The 21,623-nt window shown below is 59.3% G+C and carries 26 protein-coding genes; 17 read left to right on the top strand and 9 right to left on the bottom strand.

The annotated features are described in order from the left end of the window. Positions 1-34: 34 nt before the first annotated feature. Positions 35-313: a hypothetical protein gene (locus BK660_RS22255; RefSeq protein WP_123435105.1), complete on the bottom strand. Its 279-nt coding sequence runs from the start codon at positions 311-313 to the stop codon at positions 35-37. 194 nt (positions 314-507) lie between these two features. Here BK660_RS22255 and BK660_RS22260 point away from each other — a divergent pair, with 194 nt between their 5' ends. After that, positions 508-714 carry a hypothetical protein gene (locus BK660_RS22260; RefSeq protein ID WP_046030206.1) on the top strand — a complete coding sequence of 69 codons (207 nt, stop codon included), beginning with the start codon at positions 508-510 and terminating at the stop codon, positions 712-714. A 208-nt stretch (positions 715-922) separates the two neighbouring features. Here BK660_RS22260 and BK660_RS22265 read toward each other — a convergent pair whose 3' ends face one another. Continuing rightward, on the bottom strand, positions 923-1,507 hold the full coding sequence (locus BK660_RS22265) for a YajG family lipoprotein (RefSeq protein WP_027925980.1): 585 nt from the start codon (positions 1,505-1,507) through the stop codon (positions 923-925). Positions 1,508-1,712: 205 nt separating this feature from the next. Between BK660_RS22265 and BK660_RS22270 the strand changes: the two genes are divergently transcribed. Further along, complete coding sequence (locus BK660_RS22270) at positions 1,713-1,946, top strand: hypothetical protein (RefSeq protein ID WP_027925979.1); 234 nt, start codon at positions 1,713-1,715, stop codon at positions 1,944-1,946. A 737-nt stretch (positions 1,947-2,683) separates the two neighbouring features. Continuing rightward, the gene (gene mqo, locus BK660_RS22275) at positions 2,684-4,192 is read left to right on the top strand and encodes a malate dehydrogenase (quinone) (protein ID WP_123435106.1); all 1,509 of its coding nucleotides are present in this window, start codon (positions 2,684-2,686) and stop codon (positions 4,190-4,192) included. Positions 4,193-4,404: 212 nt separating this feature from the next. Here the strand turns inward: mqo and BK660_RS22280 are convergent, their stop codons facing one another. From BK660_RS22280 to BK660_RS22295, 4 genes are all read right to left on the bottom strand, one after another. Beyond that, positions 4,405-4,692: a PA4642 family protein gene (locus BK660_RS22280; RefSeq protein WP_090180157.1), complete on the bottom strand. Its 288-nt coding sequence runs from the start codon at positions 4,690-4,692 to the stop codon at positions 4,405-4,407. Between the two features lie 63 nt (positions 4,693-4,755). Further along, positions 4,756-5,241, bottom strand: a complete 486-nt coding sequence (locus BK660_RS22285) for a hypothetical protein (protein ID WP_123435107.1) — start codon at positions 5,239-5,241, stop codon at positions 4,756-4,758. Between the two features lie 171 nt (positions 5,242-5,412). Further along, positions 5,413-5,886, bottom strand: a complete 474-nt coding sequence (locus BK660_RS22290; RefSeq protein ID WP_123435108.1) for a WbuC family cupin fold metalloprotein — start codon at positions 5,884-5,886, stop codon at positions 5,413-5,415. Positions 5,887-5,889: 3 nt separating this feature from the next. After that, positions 5,890-6,447 carry a hypoxanthine-guanine phosphoribosyltransferase gene (locus tag BK660_RS22295; protein ID WP_123435109.1) on the bottom strand — a complete coding sequence of 186 codons (558 nt, stop codon included), beginning with the start codon at positions 6,445-6,447 and terminating at the stop codon, positions 5,890-5,892. Between the two features lie 163 nt (positions 6,448-6,610). Here BK660_RS22295 and upp point away from each other — a divergent pair, with 163 nt between their 5' ends. Both upp and BK660_RS22305 read left to right on the top strand, forming a co-directional pair. After that, positions 6,611-7,249 (top strand): uracil phosphoribosyltransferase, encoded by a 639-nt coding sequence (upp, locus tag BK660_RS22300; protein WP_027925972.1) that lies wholly within the window; start codon positions 6,611-6,613, stop codon positions 7,247-7,249. 2 nt (positions 7,250-7,251) lie between these two features. Next, positions 7,252-8,526 carry a uracil-xanthine permease family protein gene (locus BK660_RS22305; RefSeq protein ID WP_123435110.1) on the top strand — a complete coding sequence of 425 codons (1,275 nt, stop codon included), beginning with the start codon at positions 7,252-7,254 and terminating at the stop codon, positions 8,524-8,526. A 179-nt stretch (positions 8,527-8,705) separates the two neighbouring features. Here BK660_RS22305 and hemH read toward each other — a convergent pair whose 3' ends face one another. Further along, the gene (hemH, locus tag BK660_RS22310) at positions 8,706-9,731 is read right to left on the bottom strand and encodes a ferrochelatase (protein ID WP_123435111.1); all 1,026 of its coding nucleotides are present in this window, start codon (positions 9,729-9,731) and stop codon (positions 8,706-8,708) included. A gap of 13 nt (positions 9,732-9,744) precedes the next feature. After that, positions 9,745-10,647: a TIGR01777 family oxidoreductase gene (locus BK660_RS22315; protein WP_123435112.1), complete on the bottom strand. Its 903-nt coding sequence runs from the start codon at positions 10,645-10,647 to the stop codon at positions 9,745-9,747. A 196-nt stretch (positions 10,648-10,843) separates the two neighbouring features. On the opposite strand from BK660_RS22315, the gene BK660_RS22320 reads away from it, so the two are divergent. The 12 genes from BK660_RS22320 to BK660_RS22375 all read left to right on the top strand — a co-directional run bounded on the left by BK660_RS22320 (position 10,844) and on the right by BK660_RS22375 (position 20,885). Further along, positions 10,844-11,830: an NAD(P)/FAD-dependent oxidoreductase gene (locus BK660_RS22320; RefSeq protein ID WP_123435113.1), complete on the top strand. Its 987-nt coding sequence runs from the start codon at positions 10,844-10,846 to the stop codon at positions 11,828-11,830. After that, a complete protein-coding gene (locus BK660_RS22325) occupies positions 11,827-12,042 on the top strand; it encodes a TIGR02450 family Trp-rich protein (RefSeq protein ID WP_123435114.1) in 216 nt (71 codons plus the stop codon). Before BK660_RS22320 ends, BK660_RS22325 begins: the two co-directional genes overlap by 4 nt. A gap of 109 nt (positions 12,043-12,151) precedes the next feature. Next, the gene (locus tag BK660_RS22330; protein WP_123435115.1) at positions 12,152-13,114 is read left to right on the top strand and encodes a YbgA family protein; all 963 of its coding nucleotides are present in this window, start codon (positions 12,152-12,154) and stop codon (positions 13,112-13,114) included. Further along, the gene (locus tag BK660_RS22335) at positions 13,115-14,056 is read left to right on the top strand and encodes a MerR family transcriptional regulator (protein WP_123435116.1); all 942 of its coding nucleotides are present in this window, start codon (positions 13,115-13,117) and stop codon (positions 14,054-14,056) included. 20 nt (positions 14,057-14,076) lie between these two features. After that, positions 14,077-15,522 carry a deoxyribodipyrimidine photo-lyase gene (gene phrB, locus BK660_RS22340; RefSeq protein WP_123435161.1) on the top strand — a complete coding sequence of 482 codons (1,446 nt, stop codon included), beginning with the start codon at positions 14,077-14,079 and terminating at the stop codon, positions 15,520-15,522. Next, positions 15,515-15,937: a nuclear transport factor 2 family protein gene (locus BK660_RS22345; RefSeq protein WP_123435117.1), complete on the top strand. Its 423-nt coding sequence runs from the start codon at positions 15,515-15,517 to the stop codon at positions 15,935-15,937. Before phrB ends, BK660_RS22345 begins: the two co-directional genes overlap by 8 nt. Continuing rightward, a complete protein-coding gene (locus BK660_RS22350) occupies positions 15,934-16,716 on the top strand; it encodes an SDR family NAD(P)-dependent oxidoreductase (RefSeq protein WP_123435118.1) in 783 nt (260 codons plus the stop codon). Before BK660_RS22345 ends, BK660_RS22350 begins: the two co-directional genes overlap by 4 nt. After that, complete coding sequence (locus BK660_RS22355) at positions 16,713-17,960, top strand: NAD(P)/FAD-dependent oxidoreductase (RefSeq protein ID WP_123435119.1); 1,248 nt, start codon at positions 16,713-16,715, stop codon at positions 17,958-17,960. Before BK660_RS22350 ends, BK660_RS22355 begins: the two co-directional genes overlap by 4 nt. Next, positions 17,957-18,772 (top strand): DUF1365 domain-containing protein, encoded by an 816-nt coding sequence (locus tag BK660_RS22360; RefSeq protein WP_123435120.1) that lies wholly within the window; start codon positions 17,957-17,959, stop codon positions 18,770-18,772. The genes BK660_RS22355 and BK660_RS22360 overlap by 4 nt, the downstream gene beginning before the upstream one ends. Next, a complete protein-coding gene (locus BK660_RS22365; RefSeq protein ID WP_123435121.1) occupies positions 18,759-20,030 on the top strand; it encodes an SAM-dependent methyltransferase in 1,272 nt (423 codons plus the stop codon). The genes BK660_RS22360 and BK660_RS22365 overlap by 14 nt, the downstream gene beginning before the upstream one ends. Further along, positions 20,023-20,526: a DUF2878 domain-containing protein gene (locus tag BK660_RS22370; protein WP_123435122.1), complete on the top strand. Its 504-nt coding sequence runs from the start codon at positions 20,023-20,025 to the stop codon at positions 20,524-20,526. Before BK660_RS22365 ends, BK660_RS22370 begins: the two co-directional genes overlap by 8 nt. A gap of 53 nt (positions 20,527-20,579) precedes the next feature. Beyond that, entirely contained in the window at positions 20,580-20,885 is a 306-nt protein-coding gene (locus BK660_RS22375; RefSeq protein WP_007942663.1) for a YkgJ family cysteine cluster protein, read from the top strand. 123 nt (positions 20,886-21,008) lie between these two features. Here BK660_RS22375 and BK660_RS22380 read toward each other — a convergent pair whose 3' ends face one another. After that, complete coding sequence (locus BK660_RS22380) at positions 21,009-21,527, bottom strand: acyloxyacyl hydrolase (RefSeq protein ID WP_123435123.1); 519 nt, start codon at positions 21,525-21,527, stop codon at positions 21,009-21,011. Between the last annotated feature and the right edge of the window lie 96 nt (positions 21,528-21,623).

The following is a 21,623-nucleotide window of genomic DNA, read 5'->3' on the forward strand; positions in this document are numbered from 1 at the left end:
CAAGCCCCCTCACCACAGATCCCATGCCAGACATTCAGACCCGCGTGCTGATCCACGACACCAGCAACGCCAACCCCAGGCAGGCGAAACCGAAGCGATAGAAAAAACGGTTCATGCGCAAGGTCGCCCAATCCAGGGTCGGCTCGACGTTGGGCTGGCTCTGGCGCTGGGACACGATACTGGCCATGGCGCGCTGTTCGCGGCGACGAGTGGCGTGCAGCAGCCAACTGCCGGGGAAGGCCAGTAGCAAGGCCAGCAGATTGACCAGTTTGGCGGGATGGGCGGTAAACAGCGTCATCAAATGCAGCGACATCACGGACCTCAAACAAAACAGGTGTGGCAGACGCCGAACCGACGACTGCGGCGCGGATTCTACCGAAAGCCTCCCCTGCTGCACCCGCTTTACGACAAATAACTGACCTTTTGGCAGATTCCTGACCTGAGTCACAGCTTCGTCATCTGAATCCGTCAGTCTCCCGCCCCACGAAAACAGACACGGATATCGTCATGCTTCACGCTGAAAACCAGGATCGTCTCTACCTCATCGCCCCGAGCGACGAACAACAAAACCTAGTGGGAAGCCTCGCCTTCAATGTTCAGGACCGTCACTGGCTGGTGTATTGCGCACTGGGCGGGCATCAACATGCGGATTTGCCGGAAGCGGATTTGCTGACCGGAGTGAGTGTGCTGGACTTCTACTCCGAAGCCGCCTGAATAGGTCTGTGCAACACCGCCGAACCCATGTGGGAGCGGGCTTGCTCGCGAAGGCGATATGTCAGTCAACCTCAATGTTGAATGTCAGGCCGCCTTCGCGAGCAAGCCCGCTCCCACATTTGATCGGTGTGAATCCGATATAGATTGATGAACATTAAAAAGCCCGGGGCCATTGCTGGCTCCGGGCTTTTTTGATTTCGGCGGAAATTTATTCGCCGAGAACCTGACCCACGGTCGGATCCTTGAACAGACGCGTCAACGCATCGCTCAACACGTCACTGACCAGCTTGGTGTTGGTTTCCTGGTTCGGCGCCATGCCGAAACGCTGGTCCAGCGATGCACCGTAACGGCCGCTGTAACGACGATTGGCGTTCTGCACATCGGAACGGAAGGTCGCGCCGATAGTCGCTTCGGTCACGTACATGCCTTCTTTAGGCGACTGATATTTCAGCTCGGCCAAGGTCACGGTGATTTGCGGGGCGTTCGGTGCATTGTTGGTCGGGGTAAAACCCAGCAACCGCACGGCCGCTTCAGCCTGCGCTTGCAGCTTCGGCAGAATCTGCGCGCCCTGCACGGTGATCGCGCTGGTTTCCGGGTACAGGCCGCCGCGCGTGCCCAGGGTTGGCGACGGACGACCGTCGACCACACGCACCACCACTGGCTGGCCATGGCCGACCGGCGCCAGCTGAGTCGTCAGCTTGGGCTCAGGGTTCAGTTGTTGCGGGCTGTGGGCGCAGCCGACGAGGGTCAAACTGGTCACAGTGATCAAACCGAACAACAGGCGTTGCAACATGCGCTTCTCTCCAGAATCAGGCACAAACAGGCCCGCAGTATAGCGGTGGGCCACTGCGGCTAACCAGTGGCCTTCAATCAATACTGAAATGTCTGACAAACCCTTGGGAAAGCGGTTCCTGTCACACATCTGTCATCGCCCATACACTGGCACGTAACGGCTAGTGGGCAATCTTCACGGCAGCCCCCCCATCAGGTACTTCGCCATGCGCTACCTCATCTCCTTGTTCGCACCACGCCCGTTGCACCGTTGCTTTGCCCTGCTCGACAGCAATGGTCATTGCCAGGCGTTCAAGCAGTGCAGCCTCCAGCCGATGGGCGATAGCTGGGTCGAAATCGAAGAAATCCGCCTTAACTGGTTGCATCAACCCCTGCCCCCTAGCGCCCGCGTGAGCACCCGCCAGCCACGCGCACGGGTGCAACATCTGTTGACCACCTGACCGAACGCCTAATAAAAGTCATTAAACACGTCCATTTCCCTGCGTTTCTTAGATACAATCTCCCCCCGATTATAAGGACGTCTCCTGATCGGGCCTCGCAGCATCGTCAATGCCCTGGTATTGACACCCCGCACCGCCCACAGAGAGCCGCCCACACAGATCGAGTGAAGCTGGCGCGCTTGCTGTTCCCTGAGCAAAAACCCCGCTTTTCGCGAATCTGCAGAGCTGTCATAACGCTCGGTCACTGAGCTGTCTGCCCGTTTTGCCGGTCATGTATCCCATGACGGCAATGCTCGCGGGCACAGTGCCAGGCAGGGACAGCCCTTTTTTGAGGTTCACGTCTTCAAAAGAGCGTGAAAAAAACGGGTTTTCACAACTTCACAAGAGTGTGGCGAGCAAATGAATAGTTTTGCGTCTGAACATGCACCATTAGCGTCTGAAACAGCCCAACGACACAGGACCGAGCGTTCCTCGAATACCGGAGCCTGAAGCCTGTCCGCTACGGATTTGGTTGCACAAACGGATGTATCGACCATAAGTCGAATTGCCAGTCGCGCGTTGAAATGAGTTCATAACCCTCATTGACCCGGCCGGTAGCGTCCGTCGAAGTTGCAAAAAATTGCGAAGATTCGGACATGGCAATACTGCCATGGGTACCTGGGGCATCACTGACACGCCCCTGAACGCCTGGCAGCCATGCCGACAATTTGGTGCTGCAGATTTTGGAGACGCGTTAAATGGCGCATAACGAAGCAGTCGACGTAGTACTGGTTGGGGCCGGCATCATGAGTGCCACCCTCGCTGTACTGCTCAAAGAGCTCGACCCCGCGATCAAGCTGGAAGTCGTCGAGCTGATGGATTCCGGTGCCGCGGAGAGTTCCAACCCGTGGAACAACGCCGGTACCGGTCACGCCGGGCTGTGTGAGCTCAACTACACGCCACAGGCTGCCGATGGCACCGTCGACATCAAGAAAGCCGTGCACATCAACACTCAGTTCGAAGTGTCGAAGCAGTTCTGGTCCTACCTGACCAAGAAAGGCACGTTCGGCTCCTGCAAGTCGTTCATCAGCCCGGTGCCGCACCTGAGCTTCGTGCAAGGTGACAGTGGCGTTTCCTTCCTCAAGGAACGCTTCAAGGTGCTGAGCAAGCACCACGCCTTCGCGGACATGGAATACACCGAAGACAAAGCCAAGATGGCCGACTGGATGCCGCTGATGATGCCAGGCCGTCCGGCCGACGAAGTCGTCGCGGCAACCCGCGTGATGAATGGCACAGACGTCAACTTCGGCGCCCTGACCAATCAACTGCTCAAGCACCTGACCAGCGCGCCCGACGCACAGGTCAAGTACTGCAAGCGCGTGACCGGCCTGAAGCGCAACAACGGCGGCTGGACCGTCAGCATCAAGGACGTCAACAGCGGCAACACCCGTGACGTCGACGCAAAGTTCGTCTTCCTCGGCGCAGGCGGCGCGGCATTGCCGCTGTTGCAGGCTTCGGGTATTGAAGAAAGCAAAGGCTTCGGCGGCTTCCCGATCAGTGGCCAATGGCTGCGTTGCGACAACCCGGAAGTGGTCAAGCACCACCAGGCCAAGGTGTACAGCCAGGCCGCCGTGGGTTCGCCACCGATGTCCGTGCCGCACCTGGACACCCGTGTCGTCGATGGCAGCAAGTCCCTGTTGTTCGGACCTTACGCTGGCTTCACCACCAAGTTCCTCAAGCACGGTTCCTTCATGGACCTGCCGATGTCGGTTCGTGCCGGCAACATCGGCCCGATGCTGGCCGTGGCGAAAAACAACATGGACCTGACCAAGTACCTGGTCAGCGAAGTGATGCAATCGATGGAACAGCGCCTGGAATCCCTGCGTCGTTTCTACCCTGAAGCGAAAGCCGAAGACTGGCGCCTGGAAGTGGCCGGCCAACGGGTGCAGATCATCAAGAAAGACCCGAAAAAGGGCGGCGTCCTGCAGTTCGGTACCGAACTGGTCGCGGCCAAGGACGGTTCCCTTGCAGCCCTGCTTGGTGCTTCCCCAGGAGCGTCGGTGACGGTTTCGATCATGCTTGAGCTGATCGAAAAATGCTTCCCGGGCAAGGCTTCCGGTGAGTGGGCGGCCAAACTGGCCGAAATCTTCCCGGCTCGTGAAAAGGTCCTGGAAACCGATGCGGCGCTGTATCGCAAGATCAATGCGCACAACAACGTCGCGCTGGAACTCGTTGAAGCCAGTAACGAGACCGAAAGCTACGCTTGATTCGGTCCCATAAAAAAACGCCCCGCTCTCAGTGAGAGCGGGGCTTTTTTTTTATGGCCGGTGATACGGATGATCCAAGATCTTCATCACTTGTGCCGGCCTCTTCGCGAGCAAGCCCGTTCCCACATTAGATAGGCGTACACAAATCAAATGTGGGAGTGGGCTTGCTCGCGAAGGGGTCAGCACAAACACCACAGATTCAGGGCAATAGGTTAACCGCGGGCCTTGGCAATCAGCTCGATGTACTCGGCTGCATTGCGCTGATCCTTGATCAGGGCGACGAAGTCGTTGCCGTGCTCATCCTTGCCGTCCAGGTCCAGGCCGGCTTCAACGAAGAACGTCAGAAAACGCTCGAAGTCATCGATACGCAGGCCGCGGTAAGCCTTGATCAACTTGTGCAGCGACGGCGAAGTGGCGTCGACTGGCTCGAAATCGAGGAACAACTTGATCTGCTCGTCGCCGATCTCGTCACCAATCACTTGTTTCTTATCTTTACGCATTGCCGACTCCAGCTCGCAGACATTACACGGGGCGGGCAGTTTACCCCTCCCTTGACGCCGGGCTCAACGCGCGCGAGCGGCCCCGGTGTGCAAATCAGCCCAGACATGGCCGTTGGCATAGCTGAGGAACTGGCAATACACCGTGTCATTGCGCAACAAGTCGATCACCACCCGGTACTGCGCCATCGGGTAAAACAGCGTCAGGGTTTTGCTCTTGTCGTCGTAGACCGGTTTTTTCAGGCTTTTGCTTTCGCCATCGAAGTTGACCAGTACCTGGCTGATGGTCGCGCCCTTGTTCAAGGATTTGCCTTTAAGGCGGATCAGCACCGGTGACGTGACGGGAATCGGCTGTTGGTTGGACTGGCGCTGACTGCCGACGACCACGGAATACTCGGTGACCTGCAGGAGCTGTTGCTGCTCGGGCTCGGCGTCGCGCAGGGTCAGGTCATCGAGTGGCAGAAACTGTGCGTGCATCGGCGCCGGGGCTGCCGCCAGTGGCAGGCTGAGGGTCAGCAACAGGGCGGCGCAGCTGCGGATCAAAAGGCTCATGACAGGCTCCGAAGGCGAGGCCGGGCACTTTATCACGAGCCTAAGAAAATACTGCCGTGGACGCAATCCATTGTAGGAGTGAGCCTGCTCGCGATTGCGTCGGCACATCCAGCACAGATGTGTCAGTCTGACTGCTATCGCGAGCAGGCTCACTCCTACAGGGGGTGAACATCAGTCGAACTGCGCGCGCATCCACGCCTGATACTCAGCCACACCCGGCTCACCTTCGCGGGGCGCCCAGTCAGCCAGCTCACCCTCACCCACAGGGCGATACGGGCCAGCCTTGCACTCGAACATCACGCTGTCGGCGTCCAGCACCGCGATGGAGTGGAACATACCGCCTGGCAGGTCCACGCCAACACAATCACCGCCGGCCTGCAGGATGTGCTTTGTCAGCAGCGTGCCGGACTCGTCGAAGATCAATACCCCAAGCCGCCCCTTGAGGACCAGCAAGGTTTCATCCTTGTTTTCGCCCAGGTGCCGGTGCGGCGGGATGTAGGTGTTCGGCTGCAACCCCACGGCCATCCGATGACAGGCATCTTCCATCTGATGGAAGTTGTGATGCTGACGCCCACGAGGATTAGCCGCAGCTTTCTCGGCCAGCTCCGTGAACAGGGTTTGATCCAGAAAGCGCGGCGTAGTCATGCATTACATGCCTTTAACAGCAAAGATCCCGTTAGCGTTACGCCAGTAGCCTTTGTAGTCCATGCCGTAACCGAAGATGTAACGGTCGATGCACGGCAGGCCGACGAAATCGGCTTTCAGGTCCGGGCGGGCCTTGCGGTCGTGGTCCTTGTCGATCAGCACGGCGGTGTGCACCTTGCGCGCGCCGGCGTGTTTGCAGAAGTCGATGATCGCGCCCAAGGTGTGACCTTCATCGAGGATGTCGTCGATGATCAGCACGTCACGGTCGATGAACGACACTTCCGGCTTGGCTTTCCAGAACAGGTCGCCGCCGCTGGTTTCGTTGCGATAGCGAGTGGCGTGCAGGTAGGACGCTTCCAGCGGGAAGTTCAGATAGGTCAACAGTTTGCCGGAGAAAATCAGGCCGCCGTTCATCACACAGAACACCACCGGATTGCTTTCAGCCATCTGGTCGTTGATTTGTGCACCGACGCGGGCGATGGCCGCCTCGACTTCAGCTTCGGTGTACAGGCAGTCAGCCTCTCGCATGATTTGACGGATATGCTCGAGATCAGCGGACATGGCGCTCTCCAAGGGGGTGGCGGACAGGAAAAGCGGGCAAAGGTACGCATCCCGCACGGCCAGATCAAGCGTTTGTGGACTAACGTACTGTATGTCTATAGGACAACACCCTCGGATAGATTAATCTAGGCCGGTTTTTTTGCCCGCCGCCGGAGCCTTTCCCATGCCCATCCTCGAGATCCGCCATCCGCTGATCCGTCATAAACTTGGCCTGATGCGCCGTGCAGACATCAGCACCAAGAATTTCCGTGAGCTCGCTCAGGAAGTCGGCGCCCTGCTGACCTATGAAGCCACCAAAGACTTGCCGCTTGAAGCCTACGACATCGAAGGCTGGTGCGGCACCGTGTCGGTCGAGAAAATCGCCGGCAAGAAGATTACTGTAGTCCCGATTCTGCGTGCCGGTATCGGCATGCTCGAAGGCGTACTCAGCCTGATCCCGGGCGCCAAGGTCAGCGCCGTGGGCGTGGCGCGCAACGAACAGACGCTGCAAGCCCACACCTACCTGGAAAAACTGGTCCCGGAAATCAACGAGCGCCTGGCGATGATCATCGACCCGATGCTCGCCACCGGCAGCTCCATGGTCGCCACCATCGACCTGCTGAAAAAGGCCGGTTGCCGCGACATCCGCGCCATGGTCCTGGTCGCCGCGCCGGAAGGCATCGCCGCTGTCGAGAAGGCTCACCCGGACGTGACCATCTACACCGCCTCCATTGATGAAAAACTGAACGAACACGGTTACATCATCCCGGGCCTGGGCGATGCCGGTGACAAGATCTTCGGTACCAAGCAGAAGGACGCTTGAGCATGCAGCAAGAGTTCAACGATCCGCTCTGGCGCACGGTGCTGTCGGGTGCACAGATGCTGTTCGTAGCCTTCGGCGCCCTGGTATTGATGCCTCTGATTACCGGCCTCGACCCGAACGTCGCGCTGTTCACCGCGGGCCTGGGGACGATTCTGTTTCAGATCGTCACCGGGCGTCAGGTGCCGGTGTTCCTGGCATCGAGCTTTGCCTTCATCACCCCGATCATTCTCGCCAAGGGCCAGTTCGGCCTCGCCGCGACCATGGGCGGCGTGATGGCGGCCGGTTTCGTCTACACCTTCCTCGGCCTGGCCGTGAAGATCAAAGGCACCGGGTTCATCGACCGTCTGCTGCCACCGGTGGTGATTGGTCCGGTGATCATCTCCATCGGCCTGGCCATGGCGCCGATTGCCGCCAACATGGCGATGGGCAAGGCCGGCGACGGCACTGAGCTGATTCCTTACCAGACGGCGATGCTGATCTCGATGCCGGCGCTGCTGACTACCCTGATCGTCGCGGTGTTCGGCAAAGGCATTTTCCGCCTGGTGCCGATCATTTCCGGCGTGCTGGTCGGTTTTGCCATGGCCTTCTATTTCGGCGTCGTGGATACCGCAAAGATTGCCGCTGCTCCGTGGTTCGCCATTCCGCACTTCACCGCGCCGGAGTTCAACTGGCAGGCGATTCTGTTCATCGTTCCGGTAGCCCTGGCCCCGGCCATCGAGCACATCGGTGGCGTGATTGCCGTCGGCAGCGTGACCGGTCGCGATTACCTGAAGAAGCCCGGCCTGCACCGCACCCTGCTCGGCGATGGCATTGCCACCACCGCAGCCGGCCTGTTCGGCGGTCCACCCAACACCACGTACGCCGAAGTGACGGGCGCGGTGATGCTGACCAAGAACTACAACCCGAAAATCATGACCTGGGCGGCGATCTTCGCCATCAGCCTGGCGTTCATCGGCAAGTTCGGCGCGCTGCTGCAAAGCATTCCGGTGCCGGTGATGGGCGGGATTCTCTGCCTGTTGTTCGGTTCGATTGCGGCCGTGGGCATGAACACGTTGATTCGCCACAAGATCGATCTGGGCGAAGCGCGCAATCTGGTGATTGTGTCGGTGACCCTGGTGTTCGGGATTGGTGGCGTGCTGGTCGGCACCGGGACTGGCCCGGACGACTTCGGCCTCAAAGGCATCGCGCTGTGCGCGGTGGTTGCGATTGCGCTGAACCTGTTGCTGCCGGGGAATGACAGCTGGAAGCACAAGAAGGCGGATGAGCCTCTGATCTAAAGCCTCACGCAATACTCTTGTGGCGAGGGGGCTTGCCCCCGTTCGGCTGCGAAGCAGTCGTAAATCCAGCGAACGCGGTCTGCCAGGAGACTCGCGGTTGAAGGATTCAGGGTCGCTTCGCGCCCCAACGGGGGCAAGCCCCCTCGCCACAACAGCCCGTCAACCCACAGGTTGTATCCCTACAGAGCCAACGGCGCTCTTTCGCACAGTGCACTCAACGCCCGCGCCCATTGCGGGTCATCGTTCAGACACGGCACCAGCACCAATTCCTCCCCTCCCGCTTCGCGGAATTGTTCCCGCCCGCGATCACCGATCTCTTCCAGCGTCTCGATGCAATCAGCCACGAACGCCGGGCACATCACCAGAATCTTCTTCACACCGCTCTTGGCCAGTTCATCCAGGCGCGCTTCGGTGTAGGGTTCGATCCACTTGGCCCGACCCAGACGCGACTGAAACGACACCGACCATTTGCCGTCCGGCAAGCCCATGCGCTTGGCAAACTCCGACGCCGTGCGCAGGCATTGCGCGCGATAGCAGGTGGCTAATACCGCGGGCGTTGCGTTCTTGCAGCAATCCTCGTTCTTGAAGCAATGCTTCCCCGTCGGATCGAGCTTGGTCAGGTGTCGCTCCGGCAAACCGTGGAAGCTCAGCAGCAAGTGATCGTGATCCTGCTCCAGATACGGCTTGGCCGAGGCAACCAAGGCGTCGAGGTATTCCGGCTGATCGTAAAACGGCTGGAGAATCGACAGTTGTATGTCGAGTCCTTTCTCGCGCAGCACGCGCTTGGCTTCTTCGATCACTGTCGTGGTGGTGCTGTCGGCGAACTGTGGATAAAGCGGCGCCAGGGTGATTCTTTTGTGGCCCTGAGCCGCCAGTTGCACCAGTTTCGTTTCAATCGACGGCTCGCCATAACGCATCGCCAGCTCGACCGGACCGTGGGTCCACTGCATCGTCATGGCCTGTTGCAGGCGACGGCTGAGCACCACCAGGGGCGAGCCCTCCTCCCACCAGATCGACGCGTAGGCGTGGGCTGACTGCTCTGGGCGCTTGATCAGGATCAGCGACACCAGCAACCGGCGCACCGGCCATGGCAGGTCGATCACATACGGGTCCATCAGAAATTGATTGAGATAGCTGCGCACATCCGCCACCGAGGTGGAGGCCGGTGAACCCAGGTTAACCAAAAGCAATGCGTGATCGGTCATGCAACGTCCTATTTCAAAGGCGGCTGGACAGATCGTCCAGGGCCGCGCGCAAATCGGTGAACTGGAAAGTGAAACCCGCGTCCAGCGCGCGAACCGGCAGGGCCTTCTGCCCACCCAGTAACAACAATGACAACTCGCCAAGCCCCACTTTCAACGCCAGGGCCGGCATCGGCATAAACGCCGGGCGGTGCAGCACGCTGCCCAGCGTCTTGGCAAATTCGCGATTGCGCACCGGTTTTGGCGCGCAGGCATTATAAGGACCGCTGGCGTCATTCTGATGCAGAAGAAAATCAATCAGGGCGATTTGATCGTTGATATGAATCCATGGCATCCACTGCCGACCATTGCCGATCGGCCCGCCCAGCCCCAGTTTGAACGGCAGCAACAGCCGCGACAAAAAGCCGCCCTCGGCCGACAATACCAACCCGGTCCGAATGAGCACGACGCGAACTCCCAAGGCCTCGGCACGCTGGGCAGTTTCTTCCCAGGCGATGCACAACTGACTGGCGAAATCATCGATGACCGGGGGCGAAGCCTCGGTCAGCTCACGCTCTCCTCCGTCGCCATACCAACCCACCGCAGAACCGGAGATCAACAGCGAAGGCTTTTGCTCGCGCTTTTCCAGCCACGCCAGCAGCGTTTCCGTCAGGGTGATGCGGCTGCTCCAGAGCAACGCCTTGCGCTTGTGCGTCCAGGGCCGATCGGCAATCGGTGCGCCCGCCAGATTGATAATGGCGTCCAGCGGCATCTGGTCGAGGTCCTCGAGCCGGGCAATCCCCCTGACTTGGGGGCCGCAGATTTTTGCGACTTTTTCAGGCTTGCGACTCCAGACCGTCAGGCTGTGTCCCTGACTCAACCAGTGTCTGCAGAGCTGACGTCCTATCAAACCAGTACCGCCGGTCAGCAATATGTGCATGACTTCTTCCTCGCGTGGCGTTTAACCCTGATCACTAGTCTATTTTTATAAGCAGGGATCTTTGGTATCGGGCAGGCTCTGTGTTTAACAATAGGCCAAGCTGTCAGATCGAGAACGCTAAAAGTTATACCAAAAAACAATATTGTACAGGTTTGAACCACGGCGTAGTCTGTACAGAAAGGTAAACGAGGCCCCTATGACTGTACCTATCGCAATCATCGGCACCGGCATCGCCGGGCTCTCAGCCGCGCAAGCCCTGACAGATACAGGGCATGTCGTGCAACTTTTTGATAAAAGCCGCGGCAGTGGCGGACGCATGTCGAGCAAGCGCAGTGATGCGGGTGCCCTGGACATGGGCGCGCAATATTTCACTGCCCGCGACCGGCGCTTCGTCACTGAGGTCCAGCGTTGGCAAGCCAACGGCTGGGTCGCCGAATGGACACCGCAGCTCTACACCTACCACGGCGGCCAGCTCAACCTGTCGCCGGACGAACAGACACGCTGGGTCGGCACGCCGCGCATGAGCGCCATCACCCGCGGCCTGCTCGGAGACCTGGAAGTACAGTTCGCCTGCCGGATCACCGAGGTCTATCGCGGTGAAGAACACTGGCACTTGCAGGACGCCGAAGGTTTCACTCACGGTCCGTTCAGTCATGTGGTGATCGCCACGCCAGCGCCTCAAGCCACCGCATTGCTGGCCGCGGCATCGAAACTGGCCGGGGCTGCCGCCGGGGTGAAAATGGACCCGACCTGGGCCGTCGCCCTGGCGTTCGAAACACCGCTGGAAACGCCCATGGAAGGCTGTTTCGTACAGGACAGCCCGCTCGACTGGCTGGCCCGCAACCGCAGCAAACCGGGACGCGACAACACCATGGACACCTGGGTACTGCACGCGACCAGCGCCTGGAGCCGGCAACACATCGACCTGTCCAAGGAAGCGGTGATCGAGCAACTGCACGGTGCATTCGCTGAACTGCTGCACGATTCCATGCCCGCCCCGAGCTTCAGCCTCGCCCATCGCTGGCTCTATGCCCGTCCCGCCAGCAGCCACGAATGGGGCGCGCTCGCCGATGCTGACCTGGGCCTGTATGTGTGCGGCGACTGGTGCCTGTCCGGGCGAGTCGAAGGCGCCTGGCTGAGCGGTCAGGAAGCTGCTCGCCGATTGCATGAACATTTGCAGTGAACCGCATCAATCCCGGTAAATTGCTGCTGTCGAAATGGACAGCAGCCCATCCGCAACACCGCGAAAAACACTTTCTGGTGACCGCGTTATTCCGCGACGAGGAAGGCACGGTGCTGGAAGTCGAGTTACAGGCGGTGCTGACCCAGCGCAGTGAACGCCTCGATTGGCGAACCCTCAAGAACAGCGACACCTGGCAATTGGGCTGGAAGTAGAACCACAAAACTTATACAAATAATTTGACTTGTACACCTTTGAATCTATGATGAGGATTATGTTGTACAGAGAACAATCTCTGTACAAGTTTAGATTCGAGGTGCTTCGATGCGCGATCAGCCAGCGACCCGACCAAAAATCGCCATCAGCGCCTGCCTGATGGGCGCCGAGGTTCGTTACAACGGCGGGCACAAGGAATCACGTCTGTGCAGTCGCACCCTCGCTGATCATTTCGATTTTGTCCCGGTATGCCCGGAAGTTGCCATCGGCCTCGGCATTCCCCGTGAACCGATCCGTTTGGTGGGCGACCCGCAACATCCGCAAGCGGTCGGCAGTGTTCACGCCGAGCTTGACGTCACCCGACAGCTCACCGAATACGGCCAGACAATGGCGGGTCAGTTGAGCGACATTTGCGGCTACATCTTTATGCAAAAGTCCCCGTCGTGCGGCCTGGAAAGGGTCAAGGTCTATCAGGCCAACGGTGTACCGGTGGAGGGCGGCGGACGCGGTCTCTATGCCGAGGCCTTCTGTGCACGGCACCCTGACCTGCCGGTAGAAGAAGACGGCCGGCTCAACGATCCGGTGCTGCGGGAAAACTTCCTGACGCGCGTGTTTGCCTACAGCGCCTGGCAGCAATTGCTGCAAAAAGGCCTGACCCGCCGCGACCTCACCGAATTCCACTCGCGCTACAAATACCTGCTGATGGCGCATAACCCGGTGCAGTACAAAACCCTGGGCAATCTACTGGGCAACATGGGCCAGTCCGATCCTGAAGAACTCGGCCCGCGCTATTTCAGCGAACTGATGGCGGCCTTGAAAAAATGCGCCACGCGGCGCACCCATACCAACGTCCTGCAACACATCAGCGGCTACCTCAAGCAGGTCATCAGCCCTGAAGACAAACAGGAAATGCAGCACGTCATCGGCCAATACCGCCGAGGCATCGTGCCGCTGGTGGTGCCATTGACCCTGCTCAAGCACTACTTCCGCCAGTATCCGGATCCTTACATTGCGCAACAGGTTTACCTGCAACCGCATCCGGAAAACCTCAGCCTGCGAAACGCGATCTAAATGAAATCCAAACTCGACACCAGCGCCAGCGAAGACCTCGGCGACGACTTTAAAAAGGCGCTGGACGACGGCTGGCTGCCGATCCGTGAGGTGGCGCGTCAGACCGGTGTCAACGCCGTGACACTGCGCGCCTGGGAACGGCGCTATGGCCTGATCGTTCCGCATCGCACACCCAAGGGCCATCGGCTGTTCTCTGCCGAACACGTTCAACGCATCCTGACGATCCTCACGTGGCTCAACCGCGGCGTGGCCGTCAGCCAGGTCAAGCAACTGCTGGACACGCCGCAAGCGTTTAGCGAACCCGTTGAAAACGACTGGCAGGTGCTGCGCCAGTCGCTGCTGCACGCGGTGTCGCACCTGAACGAACGCACCCTCGATGACACCGTCAATCAAGCCATGGCGCTGTACCCACCGCGCACCTTGTGCGAGCTCCTGCTGATGCCATTGCTGGCAGAACTGGACCAGCGCTGGCAGGGCCAATTCGGCGCGCAGATGGAGCGGGCATTCTTTTATTCCTGGTTGCGCAGCAAATTCGGCGCGCGCATCTACCATAACAACCGTCAGTTGCGCGCCGCGCCACTGCTGTTGATCAATCACTCCGATGTGCCACTGGAACCTCAACTGTGGCTCACCGCCTGGCTGGTCAGCAGCGCCGATTGCCCGGTGGAGGTGTTCGACTGGCCGCTACCCGCCGGCGAACTCGCGTTGGCGGTCGATCACCTGCAAGCCCGCGGCGTACTGCTGTATTCCAGCAAAGCCATGAACCTTTCGCAGCTGCCGAAACTATTGAATGGTGTCAGTTGCCCAAAAATGATTGCCGGACCAACGGTATGCATCCACCACGCCGAGTTGTCCGTAAAAACTACCGACATCGTTGATTTGTCCTTCGCCGAAGACCCGTTATCGGCGCATCAGGACCTGGTTCAGCGTGGGCTAATTTAATGAAACGTGCGGACGCCACCATGCAATTGATCTGGCTGCGCAGCGACCTGCGCCTACACGACAACACCGCCCTCTCGGCCGCCGCAGCGCGCGGCCCGACGGTGGCGGTGTATCTGTTGAGTGCGCAGCAGTGGCTGGAACACGATGATGCACCGTGCAAAGTCGATTTCTGGCTACGCAATCTGGCCGAACTGAGCCGTGCCTTGGGCGAGTTGAACATTCCCTTGCTCATCCGCAAGGCATCGCGCTGGGATGAAGCGCCGCAAGCGTTGCTCGACCTGTGCCAGCAGCTGAAGATTGATGCCGTGCACGTCAACGAGGAATACGGTATTCACGAAAGCCGTCGTGACGCGGCGGTGGCCGAAACGCTGAAAGCCCAAGGCATCGATTTCTACAGCTACCTCGATCAACTGCTGTTCAAACCGAGCACCGTGCTGACCAAGACCGGCACCTATTTCCAGGTTTTCAGCCAGTTTCGCAAGGTCTGCTACGACCGATTGCGCGGGTCATTGCCGAGCCTGATCGCTGCACCGGCCATGCAGGCGCCATTGGCGGTCAGCAGCGACAGCATCCCATCAAGCGTTGATGGTTTCGAAACGCCGAGCGACAACTTGCGCAACCTCTGGCCCGCCGGTGAAACCGAAGCCCGACGGCGCCTCGACACCTTCGCCGACGCCCAGATCGACTACTACAAAGACGAACGCGACTTCCCGGCCAAGCCCGGCACCAGCCAGCTCTCGGCTTATCTCGCCGCCGGGGTGATTTCCCCGCGCCAATGCCTGCATGCCGCCCTGCAAACCAATCAGGGCGAATTCGAAAGCGGCAAGGTCGGCGCTGTCACCTGGATCAACGAATTGCTCTGGCGCGAGTTCTACAAACACATTCTGGTGGGTTATCCACGGGTCTCCCGCCATCGTGCCTTTCGCCCCGAAACCGAAGCCCTGGCCTGGCGCGCCGCCCCGGAAGAACTGTTGGCCTGGCAACAAGCGCGCACCGGCCTGCCAATCATCGACGCGGCCATGCGCCAACTGCTCGAAACCGGCTGGATGCACAACCGGCTGCGCATGGTGGTGGCGATGTTCCTGACCAAGAACCTGCTGATCGACTGGCGTGAAGGCGAGCGCTTTTTCATGCGGCATTTGATCGACGGCGATCTGGCGGCGAACAACGGTGGCTGGCAGTGGAGCTCGTCCACCGGCACCGATTCGGCGCCCTACTTCCGGATTTTCAACCCGTTGAGCCAGTCGGAGAAATTCGACGCCGAAGGCGTGTTCATCAAGCACTGGCTGCCAGAACTGGCCGGGCTCGATAAAAAGGAAGTTCACAACCCGGCCAACCTCAGCGGGCTGTTCGGCGTGGCGGATTATCCCTCGCCGATCGTCAATCTGAGTACGTCGCGGCAACGGGCGCTGGCCGCATTCAAGGACCTGCCATCGCGACAGCAAGCAGGTGGTTTCCATGAGTGATTTCCTGCGGCGTTTTGCCCAGCAGTTTGCGACCTTGGACAAGGACAATCTGCAGCACCTCAATCAGCTCTACAGCCATGACGTGCACTTCACCGATCCGCTGCATGAAGTACAGGGTCTGGTGCAACTGCGCAGCTACTTCACCGAGCTCTATAGCAATGTCTCTGAACTGCGCTTCGATTTTCACGGTTTCGACCAGATCCGTGAAGGCGAAGGGTATCTGCGCTGGGTCATGAGTTACCGCCACCCGCGCCTGGCCAACGGCCAGTTGATACGCGTGGACGGCTGTTCGCACCTGCTTTGGCGCGACAAGGTTTATCGCCATCGGGATTACTTCGATGCCGGGGCGCTGATTTACGAACATCTACCGGTTTTGGGTCGGGCAATTGCCTGGCTGAAAAGGAGAATGGGATGAGCCTTACGCCTCCGCGTCGCTATTGGTTAACCGGCGCCAGCAGCGGAATTGGCGCCTCGCTGGCCGAAGAAATACTGAAAACCGGCGCTCACTTGGCCGTCAGTTCTCGCTCGGCAGCGGTGCTGAAAGTCTTGTCCCTGCGCTATCCCGGACAAGTGCTGGTGGTGCCAGGGGACCTGACCAACAGCCAGCGCGTTCGCGAGATCGGCGAACAGATCGCTGCAGATTGGGGCTCGCTGGATACGGTGATTCTCAACGCGGGCACCTGCGAATACGTCGACGTCCAGCAATTTGATTCTTCGATTGTCGAGCACGTGGTGCGCACCAATTTGCTCGCCAGCGCCTACTGCATCGAGGCGGCGTTACCGCTGCTGCGCAAAGGCACCGCGCCACACCTTGTGGGCGTTGCCAGTACCGTGACGTACTTGCCGCTGCCGCGCGCCGAAGCCTATGGCGCGTCGAAGGCCGGGCTGCGTTACCTGTTTGAATCGCTGCGCATTGATCTCGCGCCGGAAGGCATCGAAGTCACTGTCGTCAGCCCGGGCTTCGTCGAAACACCGCTGACCGCCAAGAATGACTTCCCGATGCCGCTCAGTTGGCCGGTGGGTAAAGCGGCTCGGCACATCTTCGCCAAACTCAAGAACCGGCCATTGGAGATCGCTTTTCCGGGACTGTTCATGGCGGTGCTATGGCCGCTGTCGAAAATGCCCAACGCGGTCAAACTGGCCATCGGCAAACGCATGGTACGCAGCCCTGCGCCGATCCAGGATCGCCCATGAACATCGCCATCATCGGCAGTGGCATCTCGGGGCTGACCTGCGCCTACCTGCTCAATCGCAGGCATGAGATCACCCTGTTCGAGGCCAGCGACCGGGCGGGCGGTCACACCCACACGGTCGACGTGGCGGTCGATGGCCAGCGCTATTCGGTAGACACCGGTTTCATCGTATTCAACGACAGGACCTACCCGAATTTCATCCGCCTGCTGGGCCAGCTCGGGGTGGGTTTCAAACCGACTGAAATGAGTTTCTCGGTGACGGACCCGGACACCGGTCTTGAGTACAACGGCAATAACCTCAACAGCCTGTTCGCCCAACGCCGTAACCTGTTGTCGCCAGGATTCTGGGGCATGGTGCGCGACATTCTGCGCTTCAATAAAGAAGCCCAGAGCGACCTGGCCCAAGGGCGCATCACCGCCGACACCACGCTGGACGATTACTTGAAGGCCGGACACTACGGCGAGCGTTTTATCCTGCATTACATCGTGCCAATGGGTGCGGCGATCTGGTCGATGTCCATGGCGGACATGCTCGCTTTCCCGTTGCAGTTTTTTCTGCGGTTTTTCAAGAATCACGGGCTGCTGTCCATCAGCAATCGCCCGCAATGGTGCGTGATTGAAGGCGGATCCCATGCCTACGTCGGACCGCTGACCGCCTCGTTTCGCGAGAAAATTCGTCTCAACTGCCCCGTGACGCGCGTCGAGCGTGATGACGCCGGTGTGGTTATCCACAGCGCCGTGGGCAGCGAGCGCTTCGATAAAGTCGTGTTTGCCTGCCACAGCGATCAGGCGCTGAAACTGTTGGCCCGGCCGAGCGATGCCGAACAGTCGATCCTCGGCGCCCTGCCCTACGCCGATAACGAAGTCGTGCTGCACACTGATACGCGCTTGCTGCCCGTGCGCAAACGGGCCTGGGCCAGCTGGAATTATCGCCTCGGGGGCGCCGGTCACACACTGGCGGCAGTCACCTACGACATGAACATCCTGCAAGGTTTGCAGAGCGATACCACATTTTGCGTCAGCCTCAACCAGAGCGCCGGCATCCGCCCTGACAAAGTGCTCGGCACTTTTACCTACGCCCATCCGCAATACAGCCTGGCCGCCGTCGCTGCACAAGCGCGCTGGGGTGAACTGGATGGCATGCAGCACAGCCATTTTTGCGGCGCTTACTGGGCCAACGGTTTCCATGAGGACGGCGTGGTCAGCGCCTTGCGAGTTGCCCGCTCCTTTGGAGAAGTGTTGTGAACAGCGCCCTTTACAGTGGCTGGATTGCCCACCGGCGGTTTGCCCCAAGGCACCACCAATTCCGTTATCGGATCGGCCTGCTGTACCTCGACCTCGACGAGCAAGACACCGTGCTCGGCTTGTCGCCCCTGTCCGGCAACAGCCGCTTTGCGCCCTTCTCGTTTCGCGAAACGGACTACCTGAAAACCTTTACTGGCAAGGGCATGCGCTTGATCGATGCGGTTCGCCAGCAAGTCAGCGAAGCCATCGGTCACGCGCCACAAGGGCCGATCTGCCTGCTGACACAAGCCCGCAGTTGGGGCCTGTCGTTCAACCCGGTGAGTTTCTTCTATTGCCATGAAGCTGATGGGCAATTGGCGGCAATTGTCTGCGAAGTCACGAACACGCCATGGCGAGAACGTTTTCTCTATGTATTGCCGGCGAGGTCGCCGGAGAACCGGTTCGATTGCCATCAGCATTTCGTCGTGACCAAGGCTTTTGATGTGTCGCCATTTTTGCCGCGGGATATCGAATACCGCATGAGTTTCAGCCCTGTCGCCAAAACGCTCGGGGTGCACATGGCGGATTGGCAGGGCGAACTGAAACTGTTCGACGCCACGCTGAACCTGCATCGCGAAGCGTTAAACCGCAGCAGCCTGCACCGTTACCTGCGGCAGTTTCCGTGGATGACCGCGAAAACCTGCCTGGCGATTTACTGGCAGGCGCTGCGCCTTTTTCTCAAACGTGCCCCGGTCTTTGCACATCGGGTTGCCGTTGGCAGCTTTCAAACCGCCACAGCTTCCTCCAAGGATCGCCGTCATGAAATCCCCTAGCATTTTCGCCAAAGCCACTCTACCCGGCACCCACGGCTTGACCGGCGCGTTACTGCGCCGCGGCGTGCTACGGCAACTGGCTGCGCTCAAACACGGGCAATTGGTGGTTATAGAAGACAGCGAACGTCATGTCTTCGGCATGGCCGGCAGTCATTTGATCGGGGAGATTCATATCCTCGACACTGCGGCATGGGGACTGGTGGCGAGTGGCGGTTCAATTGGGGCCGGGGAGGCGTTTATCCACGGGTACTGGAGTTCGCCGGACCTGACGGCCGTGGTGCGCGTCTTCGTCAGCAACCTCGAGGTGCTGGATGCGCTGGAAGGCGGCCTGGCAAAACTCGGGCGGCCGTTCGTTCAAGGGTTGCACTGGCTCAATCGCAACACCCGCAAGGGCTCGCAAAAAAACATCGCCGCCCATTACGACCTGGGCAATGACCTGTTCGAGCAGTTTCTCGATCCGACCATGATGTATTCCGCCGCGCAGTTTCTCAGCCCCGAAGACAGCCTCGAACAGGCGCAATTGAACAAACTCGAACGGATCTGCCAGAAACTCGCGTTGCAACCCAGTGATCACCTGCTGGAAATCGGCACTGGCTGGGGCAGCATGGCGCTGTACGCCGCGCAGCATTACGGCTGCAAGGTCACCACCACCACGCTCTCGAAAGAGCAATTCGCGTTTACCGCTCAACGAATCGAAAACCTTGGCCTGCAAGACCAGGTCACGCTGCTGCTCAAGGATTACCGCGACCTCACCGGCCAGTACGACAAACTGGTGTCGATCGAAATGATCGAAGCGGTCGGTCACCGCTTTCTGCCGACTTACTTCAAGCAATGCGCGCACCTACTCAAGAGCAACGGATTGATGCTGCTGCAGGCCATCACCATTCGTGAACAACGCTACGAACAGGCCAAGGGCAATGTCGACTTCATCCAGCGTTACATCTTCCCCGGCGGTGCCCTGCCCTGCGTGCAGAAAATGCTCGAGATCGTCAGTCGCGACACCGACATGAACCTGCTGCACATGGAAGATTTCGGTTTGCACTACGCCCGGACCCTGCGCCTGTGGCATGAAAACTTTCGACGCGCCCAAGGCCGCTTGAGCGAGTTGGGCTACGACGACTATTTCCTGCGACTGTGGGAGTTTTACCTGTGCTACTGCGAAGGCGGCTTTCTGGAGCGCACCATCGGCACGGCGCAATTGCTGTTGGCCAAACCGTCGGCGATCACCGCGCCGCTGCTGGGTCGTTTCGATGCTTGAACGCGTGGCGAATGCCGTATTGTTTCAGTTCGGCTGGTTTGCCTGCGTGCTCGGCGGCAACAGCGCGTGGTTGCTGGTGGCACTCGCGGTACTGGTAATTCATCTGCTGTGGATAAGTCGCTGGACCGATGAAGGTCGATTGATCCTCAGCGTGATGCTGCTGGGCACCACCGTCGACAGTACCTTGCGCTGGCTGGGCGTATTCGATTTCAACGACGCCGCGCCATTGATTCCGTTGTGGCTAATGCTGTTGTGGGCACTGCTGGCAACCACGTTGCGCCATTGCCTGGCGTGGACCGCCAACCCCTGGTGGCTCGGCAGCGTGCTCGGTGCCGTCGGCGGGCCACTGTCGTATTACGCAGGCGGACAACTGGCGGGGGTGCAGTTTCCTTATGGACAATGGCTGACCCTGACCGGCATCGGACTACTCTGGGCGGCACTGTTTCCTGCACTTCACTTCATGGCCCAGCGGCTAGCCTCAGACACCCGCGACTGAGCGTCCGTCCGGCCTTTCACACAGCATCGACCCACTGCCTTACACTGCGCGCCATGAAAACCATTCCCCACACGCAAATCGCCGAACCGGCCGTGACGTGCTCAACCTGCGCGGCTTGCTGCTGTCAGCTTGAAGTGATGCTGATCACCGACACGGGCGTGCCCGAACGTTTTATCGATACCGATGATTGGGGCGGGGAAGTCATGCTGCGTCTGGACGACGGCTGGTGCGCGGCGCTGGATCGCAACAGCATGATGTGCACCATCTACGAAAAGCGCCCGCTGATCTGCCGGGAGTTCGAGATGGGCGCACCGGAGTGCATCGAAGAGCGCCAAGGGATCAGCACGGCGTATCGCTGAGTCCGAAGTCACCGAAGATCTAATGTGGGAGCGGGCTTGCTCGCGAATGCGGTGTGTCATTCAGCTAAATTGTTGACTGACACACCGCATTCGCGAGCAAGCCCGCTCCTACATTGACCGTGTTTACAACGGCATTGTGTAGTGCAGCGAGTAGCTTTCTACGCCGTCGTTGTGACTGCTCATACCGGCATTGGAATAGTGCGTCGCACGAATCCCGACTTCATGCCCACCGGTAAAGCGCAGGCCAAAGCCGAATCGGTCTTCAAACTGGAAGGCCTGGCCAAGGTTGTTGTCTTCAACTTCAGTGTGGGAGAACACCGCCACACCAATACCCGCCTCAAGGTAAGGTTTGACGGACTGGCCGGCAAACTCGTAAACGAACACCGGCGAGAATGACAGGCTGTTGTTGCCGGAGCTCTTGTCGCCATCCCAATAGGTATAGGCGCCACTCCAGTAACCGGTCAGGCGACCCACGTCGCTTTGCCACCAACTCTGATCCCAATCGAAGACCATGCCCAGTCGATAGGTCATGGTTGATTCGGTGGTCTGACCGACCCCGAACTCCACGCCTGCCGCCTGTGCGGTGAAACTTTGCCCCATCAAAGCGGCCGCAATCGCGGCCAAGCAGAATAGTCGCTTCACTAGAAACATCCTTTTCCGAACGATTTCGTATGGTTTTTTTGTTACGCAACGCTATAGAAGTCGACGCTTAATCAGAAGTTCACCCCAATTACCCGC

Source organism: Pseudomonas brassicacearum, from assembly GCF_003732265.1.
Classification (GTDB): domain Bacteria; phylum Pseudomonadota; class Gammaproteobacteria; order Pseudomonadales; family Pseudomonadaceae; genus Aquipseudomonas; species Aquipseudomonas brassicacearum_D.

Excerpts from the sequence above, each read along its gene's own strand:
- BK660_RS22255 (WP_123435105.1), bottom strand. The coding sequence starts at position 313 with ATGTCGCTGCATTTGATGACGCTGTTTACCGCCCATCCCGCCAAACTG.
- BK660_RS22260 (WP_046030206.1), top strand. The coding sequence starts at position 508 with ATGCTTCACGCTGAAAACCAGGATCGTCTCTACCTCATCGCCCCGAGC.
- BK660_RS22265 (WP_027925980.1), bottom strand. The coding sequence starts at position 1,507 with ATGTTGCAACGCCTGTTGTTCGGTTTGATCACTGTGACCAGTTTGACC.
- BK660_RS22270 (WP_027925979.1), top strand. The coding sequence starts at position 1,713 with ATGCGCTACCTCATCTCCTTGTTCGCACCACGCCCGTTGCACCGTTGC.
- mqo (WP_123435106.1), top strand. The coding sequence starts at position 2,684 with ATGGCGCATAACGAAGCAGTCGACGTAGTACTGGTTGGGGCCGGCATC.
- BK660_RS22280 (WP_090180157.1), bottom strand. The coding sequence starts at position 4,692 with ATGCGTAAAGATAAGAAACAAGTGATTGGTGACGAGATCGGCGACGAG.
- BK660_RS22285 (WP_123435107.1), bottom strand. The coding sequence starts at position 5,241 with ATGAGCCTTTTGATCCGCAGCTGCGCCGCCCTGTTGCTGACCCTCAGC.
- BK660_RS22290 (WP_123435108.1), bottom strand. The coding sequence starts at position 5,886 with ATGACTACGCCGCGCTTTCTGGATCAAACCCTGTTCACGGAGCTGGCC.
- BK660_RS22295 (WP_123435109.1), bottom strand. The coding sequence starts at position 6,447 with ATGTCCGCTGATCTCGAGCATATCCGTCAAATCATGCGAGAGGCTGAC.
- upp (WP_027925972.1), top strand. The coding sequence starts at position 6,611 with ATGCCCATCCTCGAGATCCGCCATCCGCTGATCCGTCATAAACTTGGC.
- BK660_RS22305 (WP_123435110.1), top strand. The coding sequence starts at position 7,252 with ATGCAGCAAGAGTTCAACGATCCGCTCTGGCGCACGGTGCTGTCGGGT.
- hemH (WP_123435111.1), bottom strand. The coding sequence starts at position 9,731 with ATGACCGATCACGCATTGCTTTTGGTTAACCTGGGTTCACCGGCCTCC.
- BK660_RS22315 (WP_123435112.1), bottom strand. The coding sequence starts at position 10,647 with ATGCACATATTGCTGACCGGCGGTACTGGTTTGATAGGACGTCAGCTC.
- BK660_RS22320 (WP_123435113.1), top strand. The coding sequence starts at position 10,844 with ATGACTGTACCTATCGCAATCATCGGCACCGGCATCGCCGGGCTCTCA.
- BK660_RS22330 (WP_123435115.1), top strand. The coding sequence starts at position 12,152 with ATGCGCGATCAGCCAGCGACCCGACCAAAAATCGCCATCAGCGCCTGC.
- BK660_RS22335 (WP_123435116.1), top strand. The coding sequence starts at position 13,115 with ATGAAATCCAAACTCGACACCAGCGCCAGCGAAGACCTCGGCGACGAC.
- phrB (WP_123435161.1), top strand. The coding sequence starts at position 14,077 with ATGCAATTGATCTGGCTGCGCAGCGACCTGCGCCTACACGACAACACC.
- BK660_RS22345 (WP_123435117.1), top strand. The coding sequence starts at position 15,515 with ATGAGTGATTTCCTGCGGCGTTTTGCCCAGCAGTTTGCGACCTTGGAC.
- BK660_RS22350 (WP_123435118.1), top strand. The coding sequence starts at position 15,934 with ATGAGCCTTACGCCTCCGCGTCGCTATTGGTTAACCGGCGCCAGCAGC.
- BK660_RS22355 (WP_123435119.1), top strand. The coding sequence starts at position 16,713 with ATGAACATCGCCATCATCGGCAGTGGCATCTCGGGGCTGACCTGCGCC.
- BK660_RS22365 (WP_123435121.1), top strand. The coding sequence starts at position 18,759 with ATGAAATCCCCTAGCATTTTCGCCAAAGCCACTCTACCCGGCACCCAC.
- BK660_RS22370 (WP_123435122.1), top strand. The coding sequence starts at position 20,023 with ATGCTTGAACGCGTGGCGAATGCCGTATTGTTTCAGTTCGGCTGGTTT.
- BK660_RS22375 (WP_007942663.1), top strand. The coding sequence starts at position 20,580 with ATGAAAACCATTCCCCACACGCAAATCGCCGAACCGGCCGTGACGTGC.